Source organism: Paraburkholderia sp. J63 (genome assembly GCF_905220245.1).
GTDB lineage: Bacteria > Pseudomonadota > Gammaproteobacteria > Burkholderiales > Burkholderiaceae > Paraburkholderia.
In genome coordinates this window covers 44983-68985 of sequence record NZ_CAJMZF010000042.1, presented here as the reverse complement: position 1 = coordinate 68985, position 24003 = coordinate 44983, and the positions used below count along the sequence as shown (strand labels likewise).

16 protein-coding genes are annotated in these 24003 nt (G+C 68.1%); 7 read left to right on the top strand and 9 right to left on the bottom strand.

The window, feature by feature from the left end:
- Nucleotides 1–13 precede the first annotated feature (13 nt).
- Nucleotides 14–427 carry a HypC/HybG/HupF family hydrogenase formation chaperone gene (locus U5775_RS31375; protein WP_322062012.1) on the bottom strand — a complete coding sequence of 138 codons (414 nt, stop codon included), beginning with the start codon at nucleotides 425–427 and terminating at the stop codon, nucleotides 14–16.
- Between the two features lie 405 nt (nucleotides 428–832).
- On the opposite strand from U5775_RS31375, the gene U5775_RS31370 reads away from it, so the two are divergent.
- Complete coding sequence (locus U5775_RS31370; RefSeq protein ID WP_322062011.1) at nucleotides 833–1768, top strand: peptidyl-prolyl cis-trans isomerase; 936 nt, start codon at nucleotides 833–835, stop codon at nucleotides 1766–1768.
- 150 nt (nucleotides 1769–1918) lie between these two features.
- Here the strand turns inward: U5775_RS31370 and U5775_RS31365 are convergent, their stop codons facing one another.
- Nucleotides 1919–4531 carry a heavy metal translocating P-type ATPase gene (locus tag U5775_RS31365; RefSeq protein WP_322062010.1) on the bottom strand — a complete coding sequence of 871 codons (2613 nt, stop codon included), beginning with the start codon at nucleotides 4529–4531 and terminating at the stop codon, nucleotides 1919–1921.
- A gap of 263 nt (nucleotides 4532–4794) precedes the next feature.
- Between U5775_RS31365 and U5775_RS31360 the strand changes: the two genes are divergently transcribed.
- Nucleotides 4795–6228 carry a DUF1254 domain-containing protein gene (locus U5775_RS31360; protein ID WP_322062009.1) on the top strand — a complete coding sequence of 478 codons (1434 nt, stop codon included), beginning with the start codon at nucleotides 4795–4797 and terminating at the stop codon, nucleotides 6226–6228.
- 287 nt (nucleotides 6229–6515) lie between these two features.
- On the top strand, nucleotides 6516–10340 hold the full coding sequence (locus U5775_RS31355) for a DUF748 domain-containing protein (RefSeq protein ID WP_322062008.1): 3825 nt from the start codon (nucleotides 6516–6518) through the stop codon (nucleotides 10338–10340).
- Nucleotides 10341–10383: 43 nt separating this feature from the next.
- On the opposite strand, the gene U5775_RS31350 is transcribed toward U5775_RS31355, so the two are convergent.
- Nucleotides 10384–11916, bottom strand: coding sequence for a PLP-dependent aminotransferase family protein (locus U5775_RS31350; RefSeq protein WP_415913694.1), 1533 nt, complete (start codon nucleotides 11914–11916; stop codon nucleotides 10384–10386).
- Nucleotides 11917–12080: 164 nt separating this feature from the next.
- On the opposite strand from U5775_RS31350, the gene U5775_RS31345 reads away from it, so the two are divergent.
- The 4 genes from U5775_RS31345 to U5775_RS31330 all read left to right on the top strand — a co-directional run bounded on the left by U5775_RS31345 (nucleotide 12081) and on the right by U5775_RS31330 (nucleotide 16534).
- A complete protein-coding gene (locus tag U5775_RS31345; protein ID WP_322062006.1) occupies nucleotides 12081–13193 on the top strand; it encodes an ABC transporter ATP-binding protein in 1113 nt (370 codons plus the stop codon).
- Nucleotides 13194–13240: 47 nt separating this feature from the next.
- Nucleotides 13241–14284 carry an ABC transporter substrate-binding protein gene (locus U5775_RS31340; protein ID WP_322062005.1) on the top strand — a complete coding sequence of 348 codons (1044 nt, stop codon included), beginning with the start codon at nucleotides 13241–13243 and terminating at the stop codon, nucleotides 14282–14284.
- Nucleotides 14285–14402: 118 nt separating this feature from the next.
- Nucleotides 14403–15680, top strand: coding sequence for an ABC transporter permease (locus tag U5775_RS31335; RefSeq protein WP_322062021.1), 1278 nt, complete (start codon nucleotides 14403–14405; stop codon nucleotides 15678–15680).
- 14 nt (nucleotides 15681–15694) lie between these two features.
- Nucleotides 15695–16534, top strand: coding sequence for an ABC transporter permease (locus U5775_RS31330; protein ID WP_322062004.1), 840 nt, complete (start codon nucleotides 15695–15697; stop codon nucleotides 16532–16534).
- 90 nt (nucleotides 16535–16624) lie between these two features.
- Here the strand turns inward: U5775_RS31330 and U5775_RS31325 are convergent, their stop codons facing one another.
- The 6 genes from U5775_RS31325 to U5775_RS31300 form a co-directional block, all read right to left on the bottom strand.
- Entirely contained in the window at nucleotides 16625–18127 is a 1503-nt protein-coding gene (locus U5775_RS31325; RefSeq protein WP_322062003.1) for an amidase, read from the bottom strand.
- A gap of 236 nt (nucleotides 18128–18363) precedes the next feature.
- Entirely contained in the window at nucleotides 18364–19893 is a 1530-nt protein-coding gene (locus tag U5775_RS31320; RefSeq protein ID WP_322062002.1) for an efflux transporter outer membrane subunit, read from the bottom strand.
- A 10-nt stretch (nucleotides 19894–19903) separates the two neighbouring features.
- On the bottom strand, nucleotides 19904–21049 hold the full coding sequence (locus tag U5775_RS31315) for an ABC transporter permease (RefSeq protein WP_322062001.1): 1146 nt from the start codon (nucleotides 21047–21049) through the stop codon (nucleotides 19904–19906).
- Nucleotides 21049–22047: an ABC transporter ATP-binding protein gene (locus U5775_RS31310; RefSeq protein ID WP_322062000.1), complete on the bottom strand. Its 999-nt coding sequence runs from the start codon at nucleotides 22045–22047 to the stop codon at nucleotides 21049–21051. The genes U5775_RS31315 and U5775_RS31310 overlap by 1 nt, the downstream gene beginning before the upstream one ends.
- Entirely contained in the window at nucleotides 22044–23048 is a 1005-nt protein-coding gene (locus tag U5775_RS31305) for an HlyD family secretion protein (protein ID WP_415913695.1), read from the bottom strand. Before U5775_RS31305 ends, U5775_RS31310 begins: the two co-directional genes overlap by 4 nt.
- Before the next feature lie 44 nt (nucleotides 23049–23092).
- Nucleotides 23093–23773: a TetR/AcrR family transcriptional regulator gene (locus U5775_RS31300; protein WP_322061998.1), complete on the bottom strand. Its 681-nt coding sequence runs from the start codon at nucleotides 23771–23773 to the stop codon at nucleotides 23093–23095.
- Nucleotides 23774–24003 lie beyond the last annotated feature (230 nt).

Below are 24003 nucleotides of genomic sequence, written 5' to 3'. Positions count from 1 at the left end.
CGGCGCGCGGCGCTTACCGGTCCTGGAAGGGCCGGCGGGCGCCGCCCCGGTTCACGAGCGTCAGATAGTGCGCGAGACCCGGCGACGCGTGCGTGCCGTCGAGTTCGCCGCAGGCGATGGCTTCGAGCGCATCGAGCGCCACGTCGATGTCGCGGGCGCGCTCGGCGTCGATAACCGCGCGCGCCGCGCCGCGGAATGCCAGCACCCAGGCGCCGGCCGGCAGCGGGCCGGTGCGCGCGAGGTCGATCGCGCAGGCGCCGTGGCGCGTCACGGCTTGAGCGGCCAGGCCCTCCGCGCAGACGATGCGCGCGGGAACGCCGACCAGCGTCGGCCGGTCGGATATCGACGGTGGCTGCGCATCCGGCCACGCGCGCATGCGCATGCCGGTGGCCGTGGCGGGAGCGGACGAGCGGATGAATCGGGTCATGACAATCCTGAATGCCGCCCGTGGGCGGCTTGTCGGGCGAGAACGACGGCGCAAGGTAGCAGCATCTCGTTGGCCCGCGGCCATGCGGCAACGGAGCGATTGACCGCGCGCAATCGAGCAAGCGCGCGGGCGGTTATCCCCAGATTTCGTTGATAGGGCTGTGGACAACCTGTCCGCATCCACGCCAAGGCGTTGATCTTGAAACGAAATATCCTCGCGGCCACGAAGCGGGCCGATTTTTGTGCTGACTTGCGTCAAGGTTGGCGCGTGCCTGCCCGCGCATTTAACCAGAATTAACCTCCGGCTGCCGAAACATCCGCTAGATTCCGGCGTTTCGGCTTTTTGGCTCAAGCAGGCGATAATGCGCGGCGGGCCAGCCGGCCTGACCCATTGGAGTGAATCGAGATGTCCCGCCTGTCCCCCCTGATGCGCACGCTGTGCGCGAGCGCCTTCGTTTCGGCTGCGTCGAGCGTCGCGCTGCCCACCATCACGTACGCCCAGGCGTTGTCTGCGCCCGCGTCCGAGGCCTTGCCCGGCGCCGCGTCGCAGAATGCGCCTGCTGGCGCGTCCAATGGCTTGCCCGCCGGGGCGGTGGCCGTGGTCAACGGCGTGCAGATCCCGCAAGCCGCGATGGACAGCGCCGTGAGCGTGGCGGTGAGCCGCGGCGGCGACGTCGATACGCCGCAGTTGCGCGCGGCGATCAAGCAGCAGTTGATCATCCGCGAAGTGCTGCGCCAGCAGGCGGTGCGCGCGCATTATGACGAGCGTCCCGAGGTGGGCCAGGTGGCCGGGGACCAGAAGGTGGACGTCGAGATCCGCTCGTGGCTTCAGGACAACGTGCACGTGCCGGAGCCCACCGAGCGTGAGATTCGGGCGCGCTACAACAGCGTGAATGGCGAGCTCGGCAAATACGAGTACAAGCCGCAGTTCGTCGTGCTCGCCGATCAGGCGGTCGCGAAGGACGTGATCGCGCAGGCGAAGGCTGGCCAGCCGTTCGACGCGCTCGCGCGCAAGTACAGCATCGTGCCCTCGAAGGAGAACGGCGGCGAAATGCCGTGGGTGAGCTTCAAGACGCCCGTGGTCGAGGGCAAGACGCGCGGCGTGCCCGTGGACGTCGCGCGGATGCTCGCGCAATTGCCCGTGGGCGGCGTGGGTCCGCAGCCGGTGCAGTCGGGCCAGGCCTGGGTGGTGGTCAAGCTCGAAGACAAGCGCCCGATGAAAGTGGAAGCGTATACCGACGTGAAGGATCAGATCCGCCGCCAGATCATTGCCGAGTCCATGGATGCGGGCGCGGCCAAGCTCGTGAAATCGCTGGTGCAGAGCGCGACCATCGTGCAATAAGTGCGGTAACTCGCTCGCGTATCGATCAAAAAAGCCGGACGGCGCGTCATGCGTCGTCCGGCTTTTTGCGTCGTGCGCGCATCGCGCGATCTTGCAGTCCGATCGCGTGGTGGTGGGGAGCACGCCCACCGCAGCCACCGCGCCCCGGAATCAGTGGCGCTCGCGCCAGGTGCGCAGCAACAGCGCGTTGGTCACCACGCTCACGCTCGAAAACGCCATGGCCGCGCCTGCGAGCATGGGATTCAGAAGTCCGAAGGCGGCGAGCGGAATCCCGATCAGGTTGTAGACGAACGCCCAGAACAGGTTCTGCTGGATCTTGCGCCATGTGCGCCGCGAGATGTCGATGGCGGCGGCCACGAGCGCGGGGTCGCCGCGCATGAGCGTGATGCCCGCTGCGTGCATGGCGACGTCGGTGCCCGTGGCCATGGCGATGCCGATATCGGCGGCGGCCAGCGCGGGCGCGTCGTTGATGCCGTCGCCGGCCATCGCGACCACGGCGCCCGTGCGGATCTTCAGGTCGCGGATCGTGCGCGCCTTGTCGTCGGGCAGCACCTGCGCGTGAATCTCGTCGATGCCGAGCTGCGCCGCCACGGCGCGCGCGCTGCCCGCGTTGTCGCCGGTCACGAGCACGCTGCGGATGCCCATCGCCTTCAGCCGCGCCACGGCGTCGCGCGCGGTCGGCTTCACCGTGTCGCCGAACGCGAGCAGCGCGAGCACCGCGAAGGTCGAATCGGGCTGCTGGCCGTGCGGCGCTTGCGCAGGCGCGCCCATCAGCCAGGACACCGTATTGCCCCCGGATTCGAGCGCCTGCGCGCGCGCCGCGAGCGCGGGCGGCACGGCGAGCGCGAGCTCCGCGAGCCAGCGTGCGCTGCCGATCGCGAGATGCCGGCCGTTCACTTCGGCTTCCACACCGCGTCCGGGCACCGCGCGCGCATGCGCGGCGGCGGGCAGCGCCGCACCGGCGGACCCGGTGCCGAACGCCTGCACCACGGCTTTGGCGAGCGGATGGTCGCTGTGCTGCTGCACGGCGGCCGCGAGCATGAGCGCATCGGCGCGCGCGATCTCGCCGGCCGTTTCGAACGCCGTGAGCGAGGGCTGGCCGAGCGTGAGCGTGCCGGTCTTGTCGAAGGCCACGACGCCCACGTCGTGCGCCGTTTCCAGCGCTTCGGCGTCCTTGATCAGCACGCCGTGGCGCGCGGCCACGCCGGTGCCGGCCATGATCGCGGCCGGGGTGGCGAGTCCGAGCGCGCAGGGGCAGGCGATCACGAGCACGGCCACCGCGTCGAGGATCGCGGTTTCGGCGCTCGCGCCCGCGAGCAGCCAGCCGCCGAGCGTGATCGCCGCGATCACGAGGATCGCGGGCACGAACACGGCGCTCACGCGGTCGACGAGACGCTGGATCGGCGCCTTCTCGGCCTGCGCGCTTTCCACGAGACGGATGATGCGCGCGAGCGTCGTTTCTGCGCCGATGGCGGTGGTGCGCACGGCGATCAGCCCCTCGCCGTTGATGGAGCCTGCGGTGACGGCGTCGTCGGGGGCCTTCGGCACGGGCAGGCTTTCGCCGGTGATCAGCGATTCGTCGACGTGGCTGCGGCCTTCGAGCACGACGCCGTCGGTAGGCATGCGCTCGCCGGGCCGCACCACGACCACGGCGCCCACGCGCACCTGGGCGAGCGGCACCTCGCGCTCGGCGCCGTTTTCGCGGATGCGCGCGCGTTCGGGGCGCAGCGCGTTGAGCGCGCGGATGGCGTCCGTGGTCTGCCGCTTCGCGCGCGCTTCGAGCCACTTGCCGAAGCGCACCAGCGTGATGACGACCGCCGACGCCTCGAAGTACAGATGCGCGGCGTCGCCCGGATGCGCGAGCATCGCGTAGACGCTCACGCCCCACGCAGCCGTGGTGCCGAGCGCCACGAGCAGATCCATGTTGCCGGCGCCCGCGCGCACGGCCTTCCAGGCGGCGCGATAGAAGCGCGCGCCGAAGCCGAACTGGACGATCGAGGCGAGCACGAGCTGGGCCGCCGCGGGCAGTATCCAGTGCAGGCCGAGCCAGTGGCCGAACATTGGCACGACGAGCGGGACGGTCAGCACGGCGGCGGCCAGCACGGCGCGCAACTCGCGGCGTGCGGCGTTCTGCGCGGCGGCGGCGCGCGATGGGGCGGCTGCGCTTGAGCCCGCTGCGCCAGTGGCTTCGGTCGTGCCGGTTGCGGCGGTTGTCTCAGCGGCAGGCGCGTCCTCGACGAGCGGCGTGGCCTCGTAGCCCGCCTTCTGCACGGCGGCGATGAGGCGCTCGCGCATGGCGGCGTCGGGCGGCGCTTCGAGGCGCACTGCGGCGTTTTCGGTCGCGAGGTTCACGCTCGCGCCCGTCACGCCGGGCACGCGCGCGAGGGCCTTTTCCACGCGGTTCGCGCAGGCCGCGCAGGTCATCCCGTCGATGGCGAAGCTCGCGGTGCTGGCATCGGCCGCCGATGATTCGTCGGCGCTGTCGTCCTCAATGGGCTCGGCTTCGTAGCCCGCTTTCTCGACGGCGGCCACGAGCTGGCGGGTGAGTGCTTTCGCTGCGTCCGCGTCGGTGGCGTCGGCGCTGGCCTCGACGGTGGCCTTTTCCGTGGCGAGATTGACCGACGCGCGCGTCACGCCCGGCACCTTCGCGAGCGCCTTCTCGACCCGCATGGCGCACGAGGCGCAGGTCATGCCGCGGATTTCGAGTTCCGCGACGCGCTGTGCGGCGCGCCCGGCAGTTTCGGTAGCGAGGAAGTCGTTCATGGTGATGACGCGCAAACGCGATAAATATTCGACGTTACGCAGTATCTACGTTCCCATAATGGGAAGGTCAAGGGCGAAGGCTGCCGCAACGCAGAATTCCGTGCAGCAGACTTTTCAGGGGCCGACGCGGGCGATACGATACCACCCGGCGGCATTGGCACCATGCTGCGCGCGTTGGACCGCGGCCCGGGGGGGCCGGCGCGCTGCGTCGGAGGCCGGTCGACGTCAATTCATGGACCGCCCGCTTCGCAGATAATTTACAAATGACAACAAAACGTCGAACTATTTCATTTTTCCGCGCCTGCGCCGCATTCGCGGGTGTCGCCCTCATTGCCGGATGCGCGTCGGCGCCCGAAGGCGTTGCGCCGAAGAGCAACGGCTGGGTCAAGGACGAAGTGTCCGACTCCTATGTGTTCGGCTATCCGCTCGTGCTGATGGACATTTCGCGCGAGGCCGCCACCGGCAACGCGCCCGGCCAGGCCGCGCTGAACACATTGCGCCACGCCCAGTCGCTGCCGCCCGTCGGCGCCTCGAGCCCGCCCGAGCCCAATCTCGACACGCTGGGCTCGTCCGGCTGGCTCGACGTGAGCCGCGAGCCGGTGCTCGTCGCGCTGCCCGACTCGCACGGCCGCTATATGGATGCGCGCGCGCTCGACATGTGGACCAACGTCCTCTGGTCGACGGCCACGAAGGGCAACGAGCGCGTAAGCGGCCTGAAGGGGCAAACGATTGCGTTCGTGCCCGCCGGCTGGAAAGGCACGCTGCCCGCGCGCGCGAAGCGCATCGACGTGAGCACGCGCTACGTCTGGTTCCTCGCGCGCATCGAAACGCGCGGCGGCGGCGACCTCGCGGCCGCGCGCCGGCTGCAGCGCGGCATCCGTGTCGCGCCGCTTTCCGCATGGGACGCGCGCGGCAAGCGCGCAGCGCAGGCCGACGCGCAAACGGGCGCGAGCCTCGCGGGCGATCCGGTCGCCACGGGCACGCCGGCCGCGCAGGTCGCGGCGCTCGACGCCCAGGGTTTCTTCGACCGCCTCGCGCTCGCGCTGGACGACAACGCGCCGGTGCCCGACGACCCGCACGCGCTCAAGATTCTCGGCGACATCGGCGTGCATCCCGGCGATCCCGCGCAACTACCGTCGGGTTCGAAAGACGCCGCCGTCGTGAAAGCGGGCTACGCGGACGGCCGCGCGCGCATCGCCACGCCACCTTCGAATCTGCTGGCCGGCAACGGCTGGCTCTGGGTGGGCGACGATGCGGGCAACTACGGCACCGACTACGCGTTGCGCGGCTATGCGGCGTACGCGTCGCCGGGCCTGCCGACGAGCCGCGACGAAGCGCGCGCGCGCGTGGCCCAGGACAGCGACGGCCACACGCTGAACGGCGCGAACCGCTACGTGATCCATTTCAGCGCGAAGGATCTTCCGCCGGTGCGCGGCTTCTGGTCGATCACGGCCTACACGACCGACGGCGCGCTCGACGGCGACGCGCCCGTGCGCGTGGCGTTCGGCGACCGCAACGGCGCGCGACGCAACCGCGACGGCTCGCTCGACGTGCACGTGAGCGCGGAGCGGCCACGCGGCGGCGCCAACTGGGTGCCGGTGCCGAAGGACGATTTCCGTCTCGTGCTGCGCATGTACGCGCCGAAGCCCGGGGCCACCAACGGCACGTGGCAGCCGCCGGCGGTCGAGCGGCAGTGACGTGTGCGCGGGGCGGCGGAGCAGCCCTGTCGAAACGGTAAAAGCGGCGGAGTGCCTTGAGTGCTCCGCCGCTTTGCACATGGCGCGCTGCGTTTGTGTTGTGCCGCGGCCATTTTCTCGCCGCATCCTTTGCCGCCTGCTTCCCGCGCATTCCCCCGACGCTTTGCAGTCGCGCAAGAGCGCATCGGACCTATACTTCGGGCTGTCGGGCTCATCGTCAGTCGAATAGAGCCAACTCAGTCTCACTACCCGCGGCGCATTCGTCGCCGCGTCACTGGCCGGCAAGTATGGCAAGCCTCAACAAAGCATCGCTGACTACTTCCTTGCAATCAGTGCGCGCTGTCGCGCGCGCGCCTCGCACACGGCGCATCTTCACCGGCATCGCGATCTTCCTCGTGGTGTTCGGACTGCTCGGCTTCTTTGCCGCGCCGCCGCTCATCCGCCACATCGCCGAACAGCAGTTGAGCAAGCTGCTCGAGCGGCCCGTCACGATCGGGCGCATCGGGCTCAATCCCTACACGCTGCGGCTCGAGGCCGACCGCGTGCATATCGGCGAGCGCGGCGGCCAGGGCGACTTCTTCGATGTCGAAAGACTCGTCGTGCAGCCGTCGTGGTCGTCGATCTTCCGCGCCGCGCCCATCGTCGACGAAGTGCGGCTCGACTCGCCGCGCGCGACCATCGTGCGGCTCGATGCGCAGCGCTTCAACTTCTCGGACCTCATCGACAAATTCTCGAAGCCTTCCGAAAAACCCAGCAGCAAGCCCGCGCAGTTTTCGGTCTCGAACATCAGCGTCGAGAACGGCCAGATCACCTTCGACGACCGTCTGCTCAACGAAAAGCACGTGATCGACCGCTGGTCGCTTGGCATTCCGTTCATCGCCACGCTGCCTTCGAAGACCGATATCTTCGTTCAGCCGATGCTACGCGCGCGCATCGACGGCGCCAGCACGCTCGCGATCGACGGCAAGACCAAGCCGTTCGCCGCGTCGCGCGAATCGGAGGTCGAGCTGCGCCTGAGCGATCTCGACGTGCCGAAGCTGCTCACCTACGCGCCCACGAAGCTGCCCGTGGCGTTGAAGAGCGGCAAGCTCTCGACCAACCTCAAGCTCGATTTCGTGATGTCGGACGAGAAGCCGACGCTGCGCGTTTCCGGGACGACCGATCTCGACGACGTCGACGCCACCGACAACGCCAATGCGCCGCTGTTCGCCGCGCGCGGCCTGCATGTGGCGGCGACGTCGCTCGAACCGTTCAGTAACGTCTATCGCTTCGACACGATCCGCATCGACGCGCCCACGGCCTGGATCGCGCGCGACAAGGCCGGCGTGCTCAACGTCGAGAAGCTGGCCGGCGCGCCGGCGGCGAAGGCCGAGGCGGGCGCGGCCCAAGGTACGCAGGCAAGCGCGCAAACGAGTGCGCAAACGAGCACGCAGAACGGTGCCGCGAGCGCCGTCGCGGCTGCTCCGCCCGCGGCATCGGGCGCACAGGCCGCGCCTGCGGCCAAGGCTGCGCCGCTCGATCTCTCGATTCGCCAGTTCGCGATCACGGGCGGCACGGTGCACGTGCACGACGAGGCGGCGTCGCGGCCGGTGGAGGTGGACCTGAGCAGCGTCGCCACGACGCTCACGAACTTCTCGACGGTCGCGAAAACGCCCGCGGCCTACACCCTCGCGCTGAACACGAGCGACGGCGGCACGGCGCAGGTCTCGGGCACCGTCGGCCTCGCCGCGAAGAGCGCCGACGCGAAGATCGCGCTGAACAACCTCGCGCTGCCGCGCGTGCAGCCCTATCTCGACGGCGTGACGGCCGCGCAGATCCTCGACGGCAAGCTGGGCCTCGACTCGACCGTCAAGGCGGACTGGGCCAAGGAGCCCGCCGCCGTGCAGGTGGGCGCGAGCACGCTGAATCTCGACGGGCTCAAGCTCGCCGCGCGCGGCGCGAAGACGCCGGCCGTGGCGCTCGCGAAGGGCACGGTGCAGGTGAGCGCGGTCGATCTGGCGGCGCGCACCGCGCAGATCGCCTCGGTGGAGACGAGCGGCCTCGACATCAACGTCGAGCGCATGAAGGACGGCAAGATCGACCTCATGCAGCTTGCGGGCGGCCATGAGGCCGCGCCCGAGCGCACGGCGATCCACGCGGCGCAGAAGTCGGTGAAGGAAGGCCCGGCGTGGCATTACAAGATCGATTCCGTGAGCGTGAGCGGCGGCTCGATCAACTTCACGGACAGCACGACGCCGCGCCCGGTCAAGCTCGCCGTCGCGCCGCTCGACCTCAAGGTCCAGCAGATCAGCGACGACATGAAGCACGCGCTGCCCATCGACCTGAAGGCGACCATCAACAAGAAGGGCACGCTCGCGCTCAACGGCGACGTGAATCCCACGCCGCTCACGGCAAAGTTCAAGATCGACGCGAACCGGCTCGACGCCGCCGCGTTCGAGCCGTACTTCGGCAACCAGCTGAACGCGGTGATCGCGAGCGCGCTGCTCAACATGAAGGGGCAGCTCTCCGTGGAGCAGGGCAACGCGCTCAAGGCCGACTATCGCGGCGACGCGGCGCTCGTGGACGTGCGCATGCTCGACAAGGCGACCTCCGATCCGTTCGCGGGCTGGCGCTCGCTCGCGCTCTCGAACCTCAAGGCGAGCTACGACGACGAGCGCGGCACCGACGTGGACGCGAGCCGCGTGACCTTCGCGGGCTTCTACGGGCGCGTGCTGCTCGACGCGCAAGGCAAGCTCAATCTCAAGGACGTGGTGGCGCACCAGAGCGGCCAGGCGCAGTCGCTCACGCGCGACACGAGCGGCCACGAGCCCGTGCCGCTCACGCCGCAGGCGGCGAGCGCGCCGCTCGCGTCGGCGCCCGTGCAGGCTTCGGCGCCGGTACCCGCGCCGGCGACAGTCACCGCCGCGCAGCCGCCCAAGCATCCGGTGCGCCTGCACTTCGGCGAGCTCGTGCTGCAGAACGGCCGCGTGACCTACACCGATAACTTCATCAAGCCGAATTACAGCGCCAACCTCGTGCAGATCCAGGGCACGGTGGGCGCGTTCGGCACCGAGTCGACCACGCCCGCGCCCGTCGACGTCTCGGCCAAGCTCGCGGCCAACGGGCCGCTCTCCATCAAGGGCACGGTGAACCCGCTCATCGCGAAGCCTTCGCTCGACCTCACCGCGAGCGCGCACGACATCGAGCTCACCAATCTCACGCCGTATTCGGCCAAGTACGCGGGCTATCCGATCACGAAGGGCAAGCTCAACGTCGATCTGCACTACCAGCTCGCGAACGACCAGCTCACGGCGAACAACCATATCTTCATCGATCAGCTCACGTTCGGCGATCACATCGATAACGACACCGCCACGAAGCTGCCCGTGCGTCTCGCGATCTCGCTGCTCAAGAACCGGCGCGGCGAAATCGACGTGAACATTCCGGTCTCGGGCTCGCTCTCGAACCCCGAGTTCAGCATCGGCGGCCTGATCTGGCGCGCGGTGCTCAACCTGATCGCGAAGGCCGTGACCGCGCCGTTCTCGCTGCTCGCGAATGCGTTCGGCGGGGGCGGCGAGGAGCTCGGCTACGTGGAATTCACGCCGGGCTCGGCCAAGCTCACCGACGCCGACAACAAGAAGCTCGACACGATCGCGAAGGCGCTCGACGACAAGCCGTCGATCAAGATCGACCTGATCGGCCGCGTCGATCCGGCCGTGGACACGCCCGCGCTGCGCGAGAAGTACGTGGACCGCCTCGTGCGCCAGCAGAAGGTGAAGGACACCGTGGGCAACGGCGAGAGCGTGGATACCTCGCAGGTGCAGGTCGATCCGAAGGAATACGAAAAATACCTGACAAAGGCCTATAAGGATGCGGACTTCAAGAAGCCGCACAACATGATCGGCTTCACGAAGACGCTGCCCGTCGACGACATGAAGCAGGCGCTCGCCGAGCACGCGCCCGTGGACGACGCTACGCTACGCGATCTCGCGCAACGGCGCGCCCAGGCCGTGCAGCAGTATTTCGACGGCAAGGTCGACCCGAGCCGCGTGTTCGTGGTGGCGCCCAAGCTCGACGCGAAGGGCATCGACGACAAGGGCGCGACCACACGCGTCGACTTCGGGCTCAAGTGACGGTGGGCATGCGGGGGACGCTCTGCATGCCACTCGCGTTTTCTTACGCCGCGCGCTCGCGTGGCGTGCCGGTGATTCCAGAGGTCCCCGAAGTTCCAAACGCATGCGTCTCGATCACGCGCGCGAGCGTGGCGAACGCGGGCCCGATTGCCTCGTGCGGCACGCACGCATAACCCGTTAGCAATCCTTTGCGTTGCTGCTTGCCGAAGTAATAGGACGCCAGCGGTCGCACGATCACGCCCGCCTCGTACGACGCTGCGGTAACGACGCGGTCGTCGCAATGCTCGGGCAAGCCGAGCACGAAGTGCAGGCCGGCTTCCTCGCCCATGACCGGCAGCGCGTCGCCGAAATGCCGCGTCACGGCGTCTATCAGCAATTGCCGCCGCTCGCCGTAGAGCGTGCGCATGCGGCGCACGTGCGTGGTGAGATAGCCGTCCATGATGAATTCGGCGAGCACGGCTTGCTGCATGAGCTGGCCTTCGCGGTAGAGCTCGGCCACGCCCGTGCGGAACGCGCCCACGAGCCGCTCGGGCACGACCATATAGCCCACGCGCAAGCCCGGAAACAGCAGCTTGCCGAGGCTGCCCACGTAGATCACCTGGCCCGCATCGTCGAGTCCTTGCAGCGAGGCGAGCGGGCGGCTGCCGTAGCGGAACTCGCTGTCGTAGTCGTCCTCGATGATCCAGACCTTGTGCTGGCGCGCGTATTCGAGCAGCATGCGGCGCCGCGCGAGACTCATCACCATGCCGAGCGGATATTGATGCGAAGGCGTGACGAGCGCGATGCGCGGCGGATGGCGCAGGTCCGATTCGCGCGGATTGAATCCTTCGTCGTCCACAGGAATGGGCGCGAGCTTGAGGCCCGAGGCCTGCAGCACGCTGCGCGCGCCCCAGTAGCAGGGCTCCTCCACCCAGGCGCGGTCGCCGGTGTCGGCGAGCATGCGCATCGCGAGATCGATCGACTGATGGATGCCGGTCGTGATGATGATCTGGTCGGGTGTGCAGCGCACCGAGCGCGCCACGCGCAAATAGTCCGAGAGCGCGCGCCGCAGCGGCCGGTAGCCGCCGCCCGACGCGTAGGTGAGGAGGTCGGGGCTCGCCGATTTCCAGAGCCGCGACTGCAGGCGGCTCCACGTGCGCGCGGGAAATTCGGCCACGTCGGGCACGCCGGGCATGAACGCGCCCCATTGCCGCGCGGAGACGCCGGCTTCGTCGATCAGGCGCTGCCCGCGCATCGACATGTCGCCGCGCGGCAAGGGCTCGGGCACGGCGCGCGTCACGGCGTTCGGGCGCGGGCCCACGGCGGCCGAGTCGGGGCGCGTGTCGGCAACATAGGTGCCGCTGCCCGTGGTCGAGAGCACGTAGCCCTCGGCGCTCAACTGGTCGTAGACGTGCAGCACCGTGTTGCGCGCGATGCCGAGGTCGCCCGCGAGCAGGCGCGAACTGGGCAGCTTCGCGCCGGGCGCGAGCCGGCCGGTCAGGATGGCCTGCTGCATCAGTTGCAGCAACTGGCGGTAGACCGGTTCCGCCGAGGTTTTGTCGAGTTGCGCGGCGAGCCAGTCGGACAGGATGACCATGACCAAGTGGTTCCATCGAGATTAATGAAATGGCTCCATTAGATAGAGCCGTGAGCGTCTATAGTAATCCGCACGTCAGATCCGGTTAATCTTTGCGTCAGAATAAATTAATGGTGTCGGATGTAACCGGGCAATAGAGAGCAGCAAGAAGAGGAGACAGGGCGATGAAAACCTCGGAGGTGATCGTCAGCTTTCGCGGCGTGCGCAAGACGTACGACGGCGAGACGCTGGTGGTCAAGCAACTCGATCTGGACATCTATCAGGGCGAGTTCCTGACGCTGCTCGGGCCTTCCGGCTCCGGCAAGACCACCTGCCTGATGATGCTGGCGGGCTTCGAATTTCCCACCGGCGGCGAGATCCGCCTTGAAGGCAAGCTGCTCAACAACGTGCCGCCGCACAAGCGCGAGATCGGCATGGTGTTCCAGAACTACGCGCTCTTTCCGCATATGACCGTCGAGCAGAACGTGGCGTATCCGCTCGGCGTGCGCAAGGTGCCGGCGGCCGAGCGCGCCGCGCGTGTGAACGACGCGCTCAAGATGGTGCGCATGGAGAGCTTCGCCAGGCGCTATCCCGCCCAGCTCTCGGGCGGCCAGCAGCAGCGTATCGCGCTCGCCCGCGCGCTCGTGTTCCAGCCCAAGCTCGTGCTCATGGACGAGCCGCTCGGCGCGCTCGACAAGCAACTGCGCGAACATATGCAGTACGAACTAAAGTCCTTGCACGAAAAACTCGGCGTCACGTTCGTCTACGTCACGCACGACCAGGGCGAGGCGCTCACGATGTCGGACCGCGTGGCGGTGTTCGACAAGGGCATCGTGCAGCAGCTCGACAGCGTGGACCGGCTCTACGAATCGCCGTGCAACGAGTTCGTGGCGAACTTCATCGGCGACAGCAACCGGCTGCGCGGCAAGATCGCGGCCGTCGACGGCGAATTCTGCGAGCTCCACCTCGCCGACGGCTCGCGCCTCAAAGGCCGCAACGTGGCCGGCGCGCAGGCGGGCGCCGATGCCATCGCCTGCATCCGGCCCGAGCGCATGAAGCTCGCGGCGCACGGCGCCGATGCCGCAAACGGGCGGGCGCGCCATGGCGCGAACGCGCTGGCGGGCGAGGCGCGCGGTCTCATCTACTTCGGCGACCACGTGCGCATGCGCTGCGGTCTGCCCCATCAGGACGAGTGCTTCGTGAAGGTGCCGCTCGGCACCGAGGCGCTCGAAGCCTTCGCGCCCGGCCAGCCGGTCGCGCTCGAGTTCGCGCCCGAGCATCTGCGTGTCTTCGCATGACGCACTCAAGCGCGAAAACAAACCACCAAGGAGAAGGGGACTACACCATGAAGCAGATCGGCAACTTGCGCGTTGGGGCGCTCGCGGCAGCGCTCGCACTCTCGTGCGGCGTGGCGCACGCCGGGGAACTGACGGTCGTGAACTTCGGCGGCGCGAACGGCGACGCGCAGAAGGTCGCCTTCAACGAACCGTTCCAGGCGCAGAGCGGCACGAAGGTCACGGCCGTCGAGTACAACGGCGAGCAGGCCAAGGTCAAGGCGATGGTCGAAGCGAAGCACGTGAACTGGGACGTCGTGGAAGTGGAGACCGGCGACATCGCGCGCGGCTGCGACGAAGGCCTCTACGAGAAGCTCGACTGGTCCAGGCTCGGCAACAAGGCCGACTTCCTCAAGGCCGCGCAGCAGCCTTGCGGCGCGGGCTTCTTCGTGTGGTCGACGGCGCTCGCCTATAACGCCGACAAGCTCAAGACGCCGCCCACGAGCTGGGCCGACTTCTGGGACGTGAAGAAATTCCCGGGCAAGCGCGGCATGCGCAAGGGCGCGCAGTACAACCTCGAATTCGCGCTGATGGCCGATGGCGTCGCGCCGCAGGACGTCTACAAGGTGCTCTCGACGAAGGCGGGCCAGGACCGCGCGTTCAAGAAGCTCGACGAACTCAAGCCCAACATCCAGTGGTGGGAGGCGGGTGCGCAGCCGCCGCAATTCCTCGTGGCCGGCGACGTGGTGATGTCGACGGCCTATAACGGCCGCATCGACGCCGCGCAGCGCGAAGGCAAGAACCTCAAGGTCGTATGGAACGGCAGCATCTACGACCTCGATTACTGGGCGATTCCGAAGGGCACGCCGAACAAGGCGCAGGCGCTCCAGTACATCGCGTACACGCTTTCGCCCAAGCCGCAGCAGGTCTACGCGCAGCACATCGCCTACGGCCCCGTGAATGAAGCGGCGATCAAGGCGCTCGACGAGAAGACGCTCGAAAACCTGCCGAATTCGCCGAAGAACGGCAAGAACGCGGTGCAGCAGAACCTCACGTTCTGGACCGATCACGGCGACGAGCTCGAGCAGCGCTTCGCCTCGTGGGCTGCGAAGTAAGCGGCGCTCGCGCGATAACGGAGGAGGGCCGCATGCGCTGCGCAGCACGGGGCGCACGCGGCCTGCCGCTTCGGGGCGAGGGCCTTCGAGGCGAGTGCGGGAGACTGAGTTGACATCTATAACGACAGCCGGTAACGCGACCGACAACGCAGGCGAATCGGTTGCGCGCCTGAAGCGCGAACTGCGGCTCGCGCAGGCAAAGAAGCGCACGATGGCGCTCTTGCTGATTGCGCCGCTGGCGATCTTTCTGCTGCTGATTTTCGTCGTGCCGATTGCGGCGCTGCTCACGCGTGCCGTGCAGAATCCCGAAGTGGCGAGCGCGTTGCCGCATACCGTGGCCGCGTTGAGCGGCTGGGACCGCAAGAGCGCGCCGCCCGACGCGGCGTTTGCCGCGCTCGCGCAGGATCTCGCGGCGGTGCAGGACGGCGACGCCATGGGCGCGCTCGCGCGCCGCCTGAACGTGGAGATCGCGGGCTATCGCTCGCTCGTGGCCAAGACCGCGCGCGCGATGCCGCTCGCCGACGACGACGGGCATCCGCTCAAGCTCACGCCCGCGCAAACGCGCGCCAAAATCGTCGAGCTCGACGACCGCTGGAACGACGTGACGTACTGGCAGGCCATTGCGAAGAACAGCGGCCGCTACTCGCCGTTCTATCTGCTCGCGTCGCTCGATCATCGGCAGGATGCCTTCGGCCACATCATTGCCGCCGACCCCGACCAGCAGATCTATATCGCCGTGTTCGGCCGCACCTTCGTGATCAGCGTCTTCGTCACGCTGTTCGCGCTCGCGCTCGGCTATCCGCTCGCGTACTGGATTTCGACGCTCCCCGAGCGCCGCGCCAATCTCGTGATGATCCTCGTGCTGATTCCGTTCTGGACTTCGATTCTCGTGCGCGTGGCCGCGTGGATCGTTATTCTGCAGAGCGAAGGATTGGTCAACAAGGCGTTGATGGGCACCGGGATCATTTCCACGCCGCTCACGCTGCTGTTCAACCGTGTGGGCGTCTACATCTCGATGACGCACATCCTGCTGCCGTTCATGGTGCTGCCGCTCTATAGCGTGATGAAGTCGATCCCGCCCACCTACCAGCGCGCGGCCGTCTCGCTCGGCAGCCATCCGTTCGCGGCCTTCTGGCGCGTGTACGTGCCGCAGACGTATCCGGGCATCGGCGCGGGCGTGCTGCTCGTCTTCATCCTCTCGATCGGCTACTACATCACGCCCGCGCTGCTGGGCGGTCCCGCCGACCAGATGGTGAGCTACTACGTGGCGTACTTCACGAACGTGTCGATCAACTGGGGCATGGCGTGCTCGCTCGGCGCGCTGCTGCTCGTGGCGACCACCGTGCTGTACTTCGTCTACGGGCGCTTCACGCGCACGCAACTGAGCCTCGGCTAACGGAGGCATTTGACATGAAATTCGCGAAACCGCTGTTTGCGCCGCATACCTCGGGCATCGAACGCATCTGGTATTTCGTGCTGCGCGGGCTCGCCGTGCTCACGCTGCTCTATCTGGTGCTGCCCGTGCTCGCGATCGTGCCGCTCTCGTTTTCGTCGAGCACGTTTCTCGTCTACCCGATTCCGGGCTGGTCGCTGCGCTGGTATCAGAACCTCGTGATGTCCGACGAGTGGCGCATGGCCGCGAAGAACAGCTTCATCGTGGGGCCCGCGGCGACGCTCGTGGCGACGGTGCTGGGCACGCTCGCGGCCATCGGCATCACCAAGGCCGACTTCCGCGGCAAGGCGCTGCTCATGGCCGTGCTCATTTCGCCGATGATCGTGCCCGTGGTCGTGGTGGGCGTGGGCATGTATCTGTTCTTCGCGCCGCTCGGGCTCGCCAATACCTATCTGGGGCTGATCCTCGCGCACGCGGCGCTGGGCGTGCCGTTCGTGGTGACCACGGTGTCGGCCACGCTGCAGGGCTTCAACTACAACCTCGTGCGCGCGAGCCTTTCGCTCGGCGCGAATCCGGTTACGACGTTCTTTCGCATCACGCTGCCCGTGATCGCGCCCGGTGTGATCTCGGGCGCGCTGTTCGCGTTCGCGACCTCGTTCGACGAGGTGGTGGTGACGCTGTTTCTCGCAGGCGCCGACCAGACGACGCTGCCGCGCCAGATGTTTACGGGCATCCGCGAGAACATCAGCCCGACGATCGCTGCGCTCGCAACGATCCTGATCGTGTTCTCGACCTGCCTGCTGCTGGCGCTCGAATGGCTGCGCGGCAGGAATGCGGCGCGTGCGGTGAAGGGCTGAAATGCAGCCCTGAAATGCAAAGCGGCGCTTGCGCGCCGCTTTTGCCTCGAACGTCGATCAGGTATCGATCAGGCGTCGATCAAGCGTCGTTCACGCCCCGAGCACCGCGGGCAGACGCCGCTTCACCCACTGCGTGGCCTGATCGTAGGCATGCCCGAGCTGCAGCACCGAAAGATCGGCTTGCGGCTTGCCGATCACCTGCAGCCCCATCGGCAGCCCTTGCGCATTGAAGCCCGCCGGCACGCACATCACGGGCAGCCCCGCGAGCGTGCCGCCGATCACCACTTCCATCCAGCGGTGATAGGTATCCATCGTGCGGCCCGCGACGGATTTCGGCCAGTGCTCCTTCGCGTCGAACGGGAAAATCTGCGCGCTCGGCAGCACGAGATAGTCATAGTGCTCGAACAGCGCGAGCAACGCGTTGTACCACTGCGTGCGCGCCACCGTTGCATTCCACACGTCTTCGCCGGAGAGCTTCAGGCCGCCTTCCACTTCCCATTGCGCCTCGGGCTTGAGCAGCGCGCGCTTCGCGGGATCGCGCCAGAGCGCGCCCAGCGTGCCCGCCACCGAGAAGTGACGCAGCGTGCACCAGCAGTCCCAGAGCTTGTCCATCGCGTAGTCGGGACGCGTGGCGTCGACCTTGCAGCCAATTGCTTCGAAGTCCTTGAGAGCCGCTTCGCAGAGCGTGAGCACGCCGTCTTCCATCGGCAGATAGCCGTCGTAGTTGCCGAGCCAGCCAATGCGCGCCCCGCCAGAGGGCGCGCCGCTGAAATCGCGCGCGAGCGGGCCTGTGAACTGCGCCGGATCGTCGGCGATCGAAAGCGGGGCGCGTGCATCATAGCCGGCCTGGGTGGCGAGCAGCATGGCCAGGTCGGGGACGTTGCGGCCCATCGGCCCGGCACAGCCGAGCTGGTTGTAGAACACGTCGATGGCGGGCACCGAAGGCACGCGCCCTTGCGAAGGCCGGAAGCCGAAGATGTTGTTCCAGCCCGCCGGATTGCGCAGCGACCCCATCATGTCGCTGCCGTCGGCGACGGGCAGCATGCGCAGCGCGAGCGCCACGGCCGTGCCGCCGCTGCTGCCGCCCGCGCTGCGCGTGGGGTCATAAGCGTTGAGCGTGGTGCCGAACACCGTGTTGTAAGTGTGCGAGCCCAGGCCGAACTCAGGCGAATTGGTCTTGCCGATGAAGATGGCGCCTTGCGCGCGCATGCGCGCGGCCACGAGCGCGTCGGCCTTTGGCACTTCGTCGCGGAAGATCGGCGAGCACTGCGTGGAGGGGATGCCCGCCGTCGCCGTGAGATCCTTGGGCGCCTGCGGGATGCCATGGAGCCAGCCGAGGTATTCGCCGCGCGCGAGTTGGGCGTCGCGTTCGTCGGCTTCGGCCAGCAGCGTGGCGCGCTCGCGCAGCGAGACGATCGCGTTGGCCGGCGTGTTCACGCGCTCGATGTGGTCGAGGAAGGCGCTCATCACTTCGCGGCAGGAGACCTTGCGCAGGCGGATCCATTGCGAGAGCTCGAGCGCGCCGGCGGCGACGATCTCGCTATGCGTGGGCGTGGGCGTGGGCTGGGCGGGGGAATGCGATGCCTGATTCATGCGTGACTCTCGTGGACGGATGATTGCGGATGGAGCAGGGGGAGGGTCATTGTCGCGCAGCGCGCCTGCAAGCGAAAGCAAACGGACAGTTGCCGCGTGAATCAACGGTTGCCGCCTGGCAAGCGGTGTTTTCGCGCCCGCGCGGGCGGGGAGCGGCGAACGGATCGCCCGCCGTTTGCCATTTGTAATGGTGCAGCCGGCAGCCGGCCATCGCGCGCCGGTGCGCGGCACTGGCGCTAGCGCGCGGCCACGCCCGGCAACGCCGCGCCGCCTAGCGCCTGATAGAGCGCGGCCGTGTCCGCGAGCCGCGTGGCCTGCGCGCGTGTGCGGTCGAGCGCGCTTTGCAGCGCCTGGCGTTGCGCGTCGATCAGATCGAATTCGCTCACGCCGCCCGCCGCGTAGCGATCGTGCGCGATCGCGGCGCTGGCTTGTGCTTCGCGCGCGGCGTCGTCGCGGGTCTGCAATTCCAGCGCGTCGTCCTGCAAGGCGTGCAGCGTGTCGGCGACTTGCTGGAGCGCCTGCAGCACCGTCTGCTTGTAGTCGGCCAACGCGGCCTCGTAAGCGGCCTGAGCCGCGCGCCGCTTCGCGCGCAATTCGCCGCCGTGAAAGACCGGCTGCGCGAGGCCGAGGCCCACGTTCCAGATGTTCAGGCCGCTGATCACGTCCTCGACGCGCGTGCGCTCCGAGCCCACGCTCGCCGAAAGCGAAATCTGCGGAAAGAGATTGGCCGTCGCCACGCCGACGTTCGCGCTCGCCTGATGGAGCAGCGCAATGGCTGCGCGAATGTCGGGCCGCTCGCGCGCGAGCGTGGAAGGCAGCGTGAGCGCGAGCGTATCGGGCAGCGGCAGCGCGTCGAGCGTGAGCGCATCGAGCTGTGCGGACAAGGCCGGGCTGGAGGGCTCCACGCCCAGCAGGATCGAAAGCTGATGGTCGGTCTGCGCGAGCTGCGTGGTGAGCGGCGGCAGCGTGGCGCGCGTTTGCGCGAGCAGCGTGCGCTGGCTGTGGACGTCGAGCCGCGCAATGCCGCCTGCCGCGAGCCGCGCTTCCATGATCGATAGCTGCTGCGTCTGTGCGTCGATCAGGCGTTGCGTGAGCTCGATCTCGCTTTTCAGCGCCGCACGGCGGATTGCCGTGGCGACCACGTTGCCTGCTACGGTGAGCTGTGCCGCCTCCAGTTCGTATTCCTGATAATTGACTTGCGCGAGCGTGGCTTCGAGCGCGCGCCGGTTGGCGCCGAACAGGTCGAACACATAGGAGACGCTGACCGAGGCATCGTAAAGCGTGAACGGCGCCGGATTCGGCACCTGGGTGATGCCGAACGCGGCCAGGTCGATCTTCTGGCGCGTGCCGGAGAGCTTCAGATCGACGGAGGGAAAGAGCGTCGCGCCCGCCTGCGCGTTGTAGTTTTCGCGCGCCTCAATGAGCTTCGCGCGCGCGGAATCGAGCGTCGGGCTCGAATCTAGCGCCTGGTCCACGAGCGTATCGAGCGCCGGGTTGCCGAACTGCTTCCACCATGCGCGCGGCGCGTGCGCGGCCGCCGTGAAGGTTTGCGCGGCGCCGCCCGGTCCCGGCGCCGACGCCGTGGCGTCGGGCAGCGGCGCGCGCGTGTAGTTGGGCGCCTGCGGTGCGGCTGGCGCATGGAAGTCCGGGCCGACGGTGCAGCCCGCGAGCGCTGTAGCAAGTAGCCACGTGAGCAACGGCGCCCGCACGGTGACGGAGGCAAGGGACACGAGCGGCGGCGCGTAACGTTTCATGACCGGTTTCATGATCGCGGTCCTAATCCAGCGTGCGCCGGTAGAAGCGCACCGCGATCGCCATCACGACCGCCGCGAACACGGCGAGCGGCCACACGGAGGGCCACAGGTCGGTCCAGCCGTTGCCCTTGAGCAGGATGCCGCGCACGAGCCGGTTGAAGTAGGTGAGCGGCAGCAGGTCGCCGATCCGCTGCGCCCAGCGCGGCATCCCCGCGAACGGAAACATGAAGCCCGAGAGCAGCAGATTCGGCAGGAAGTAGAACACGGCGAGCTGCATCGCCTGCAACTGGTTCTGCGCGAGCGAGGAGAGCGTGATGCCCACGGTGAGATTCGCGGCGATGAACAGCAGCGCGGAGAGATAGAGCGCCACGAGGCTGCCCGCGAACGGCACATCGAACACGAAGCGCGCGGCGACCACGATGATCGTTGCCTGCACGAGGCCGATCGCCACGTAGGGCACGATCTTGCCGGTCATGACCTCGATCGGCAGCACGGGCATCGCGAGCAGGTTTTCCATCGTGCCCCGCTCGCGCTCGCGCGTGATGGCGAGGCCCGTCATCATCACCATCGTCAGCGTGAGGATCACGCCCATGAGGCCCGGCACGACGTTGTACTGCGTGATGCCTTCGGGGTTGTAGAGACGGTGGACCTGCACGTCGAAGGCGGCGGGCGCGCCGTTCAGATGCGCGAGCGGCCCGGTCAGGTCCTTCGCGGCCACGGGCGCGACGAGTCCCGGCAACGCGGCGAGCGCCGTGGTGATGGCGGTGGGATCGGTCGCGTCCGCCTCGACCAGTAGCGAAGGCCGCTCGCCGCGCAGCAGGCGCCGCGAGAAGTCCACGGGAATGCTCAGCACGAACTGCACGCTGCCGCGCGCGAGCGCATGCCGCGCCGAGGCTTCGTCGGGCAGCGTCTCGATCACGTCGAAATAGGCCGAATTCTTCATACCCGCCACGAAGCTGCGCGAAAAAGGGCTGTCCTCGCCGACGACGATGGCCGTGGGCAGGTGCTTCGGATCGGTGTTGATCGCGTAGCCGAACAGCGTGAGCTGGACGATCGGCAAGCCGACGATCATCGCGAACGTCACGCGGTCGCGCTTGAGCTGCAGGAACTCCTTGAGCACGATGCTCCACCAGCGCGACACGGAGAACGCGAGGTTCAGCTTGAACATCAGGCTGTGCCTCCGTAGTTGTCGCGGGTGCTGCTCATCAGATGAATGAACACGTCTTCCAGACCCGTGTCGATACGTTGCGCGCGCAACGAAGTGCCCGCTACCGCGCGTTCGATGCTGGCCGCGAGCGCCGCGTGATCGCTGCCGCTCGCATGGAGCACGGCGCCGAACACCACCGTCTGCTCGACGCCCGGCATGGCGCGCAGTTGCGTCGAGAGCGCCGTGAGCTGCCCGCCGTGGATCGCCCACGTTTCGAGGTTTTGCGAAGCGATCACCTCGGCGGCGGTGCCTTGGGCGAGCAGCTTGCCCCAGGCGATATACGCGAGCTTGTGGCAGCGCTCGGCCTCGTCCATGTAGTGCGTGCTCACGAGCACCGAGATGCCGAGCGCGGCGAGCCGGTGCAGTTCCTCCCAGAAGTCGCGCCGCGCGTTGGGATCGACGCCCGCGGTGGGCTCGTCGAGCAGCAGCAGGCGCGGCTCGTGCAGCATGCACGCGGCGAGCGCGAGACGCTGCTTCCATCCGCCCGAGAGCGCGCCCGTGAGCTGGTTCGCGCGGCTCGCGAGACCGAGCGATTCGAGCGCGCGATCGACGCATTCGCGCCGCCGCGGCATGCGGTAGATGCGCGCGACGAAGTCGAGATTCTCGCGGATCGTGAGGTCGTCCCAGTACGAGAAGCGCTGTGTCATGTAGCCCACGCGCCGCTTGATCTGCGCGCTCTCGCGCACGATGTCGTAGCCGAGGCAGGTGCCCGAGCCCGAATCGGGCGTGAGCAGGCCGCACATGAGGCGAATCGAGGTGGTCTTGCCGCTGCCGTTCGGCCCGAGAAAGCCGAAGATCTCGCCGGGCGCGACGCGCAGCGAGACGTCGTTGACCACGTGCTTGTCGCCGAAATGCTTGTTGAGGTTGTGCACGTCGATCGCGTAGCGCAGGTCGCCGTGCTCGTGCGTGCCGTGCGGCGGAGCATTGCCATTGCCTTTGTCGGCGCCCGTTGCGCTCATTGCAGCCGCACCTCCACCGGCTGGCCTGGATGGAGCTTCGCGGCGTCCTCTCCGGCGGGGTGCGCCTCGATCATGAATACGAGCTTCGCACGCTGCTCGTTGCTGTAGATGACGGGCGGCGTGTACTCGGCGGCGTTCGAGACCCAGCTGATGGTCGCGGGCACGTCGGCGGCGCAGCCGTCGCAGTGCACGAGAATCTTGCGCCCCGGCGCGAGCGAGCCGACCACGGTTTCGGGCACGAAAAAGCGCAACTTGACGTTCTGCGGCGGCAGCATCTGCACGACCGGGCTGCCGGCCTGCACCCATTCGCCCACGCGATAGAGCGTGTCGTAGACGAGCCCCCTGGCCGGCGCGGCCACGCGCTTCTGATCGAGCTTCCATTGCGCCTGGGCGAGCGTCGCTTGCGCGGCGTCGACATCGGCGGCCTGAGCCGCGATCTGCGCCACGCGCCCGGGCAGATTCGCGACGCGGACCTGATTCTGCAACTCGCGCACCTGCGCCGTGCTCGATGCAGCCTGCGCGCGCGAGTCGTCGAGCTGCGCCTGCGCGATGCCGCCCGCGCGCAATTGCGCCTCGTCGCGCGTGAGCTGGAGCGCGGCCTTGCGCGCGGTGGCCTCGGCCTGCGCGAGCTGCGCTTCGGTCACGCGCACCTCGGGCGGGCGCTTGCCGGTCTGCAGGTCGGCAAGCTGCGCCTGCGCGGCGGCGAGACGATGGCGCGCCTCGTCGCGCGCGGCGGTCTCGTCGACGGCTTCGAGCGCGAAGACGGGAGCCGAGGCGGCGACCGTCTGGCCGCGCTGGACGTCGAGCTCGGTCAGCGTGCCGGATTGCGACGACGCGAGATAGACGTACTCGCCTTCGACATAGCCCTGCCAGACGGGCGGCTCCTGACGCGAGCACGCGCCGAGCGCGGCCACGGCGGCGAGTGCTACGAGCGTCGCCCGGGTGGCGGCGCCGATCGCACGCGGGGCGGCGGCGCGCCCGGACGAAGCCTTGCGGCGCATAGGGGCGTGAGCCTGGCGGGCGGCTAACGAACGCTGGAACCGGCTCATGGCGCGCTCCCGGAAGTGGGACGCTTGCGCGTCTGTGCGGGCGGACTCTCGGGCGCGGCGCTGGCATCACGCGTCTCGCCGGCGGCGGCCGCTGGCACGCGCATGGCGCCCGCCAGCAGCGCAGTGACGTGACGACGCAGCGCGTTGCGCTCGACCCTGGGCAGGCCGCGCGTGCTCTGCCAGAGCTTCGAGGTCGCGAGCGGCAGCATGACGAGCGCGAGGATCGACATGAAGAGCAACGGCGCCTCCAGATCGGGATTGACGGTGCCCTCGCGCTGCGCGGCGCCGACATGAACGACGAACCGCTGCAGTTGCTCGATGGGCAGGCGCTTGAGCATGCGTTCGCGCAGCAGGCCGCCTTCGTTGACGATTTCGCGCAGCCAGAGCGGCGGCAGCCACGGCTGCCGCTCAGTGACTTCGAAGAGCCTCGCCACGAGCTCCTGGACGAGTGCATGCGGGTCGGCGGCGTCGCTGTCCGCGCTGGCCCATACATAGGCGATGGAGCGCGCGATGCGCTCCTCGACCACGGCGTCGAGCAACTTCTCGCGATTGGTGAAGTAGTAGTGGACCATGGCCGCCGTGACGCCCGCGGCGGCGGCGATCTGCGCCATGGTCGTGGCGGCGATGCCCTGCTCGGCGAAGAGCTGCGTCGCGCAGGCGAGCAACCGCTCGCGCATGTCGAGATCGTCGCCGGCGCGACGACGCCCGCGAGGTTTGCTGGCTCCGGTCGCGGAGGCTTGAGGTGGCGATTCAGCGGTGGTCCGACGCGCGTTCATCGCCCCAGTCTAATTCACGCGTTAGTTAGTTTCAAATGACCGCGCTGCGGGTTAACCCTTGTCAATTGGCTGGCTTCGTTTCAGATCTTTCTTATACACAAAGGTAGGGGTGTCGTTCAGGCTTGTCATTC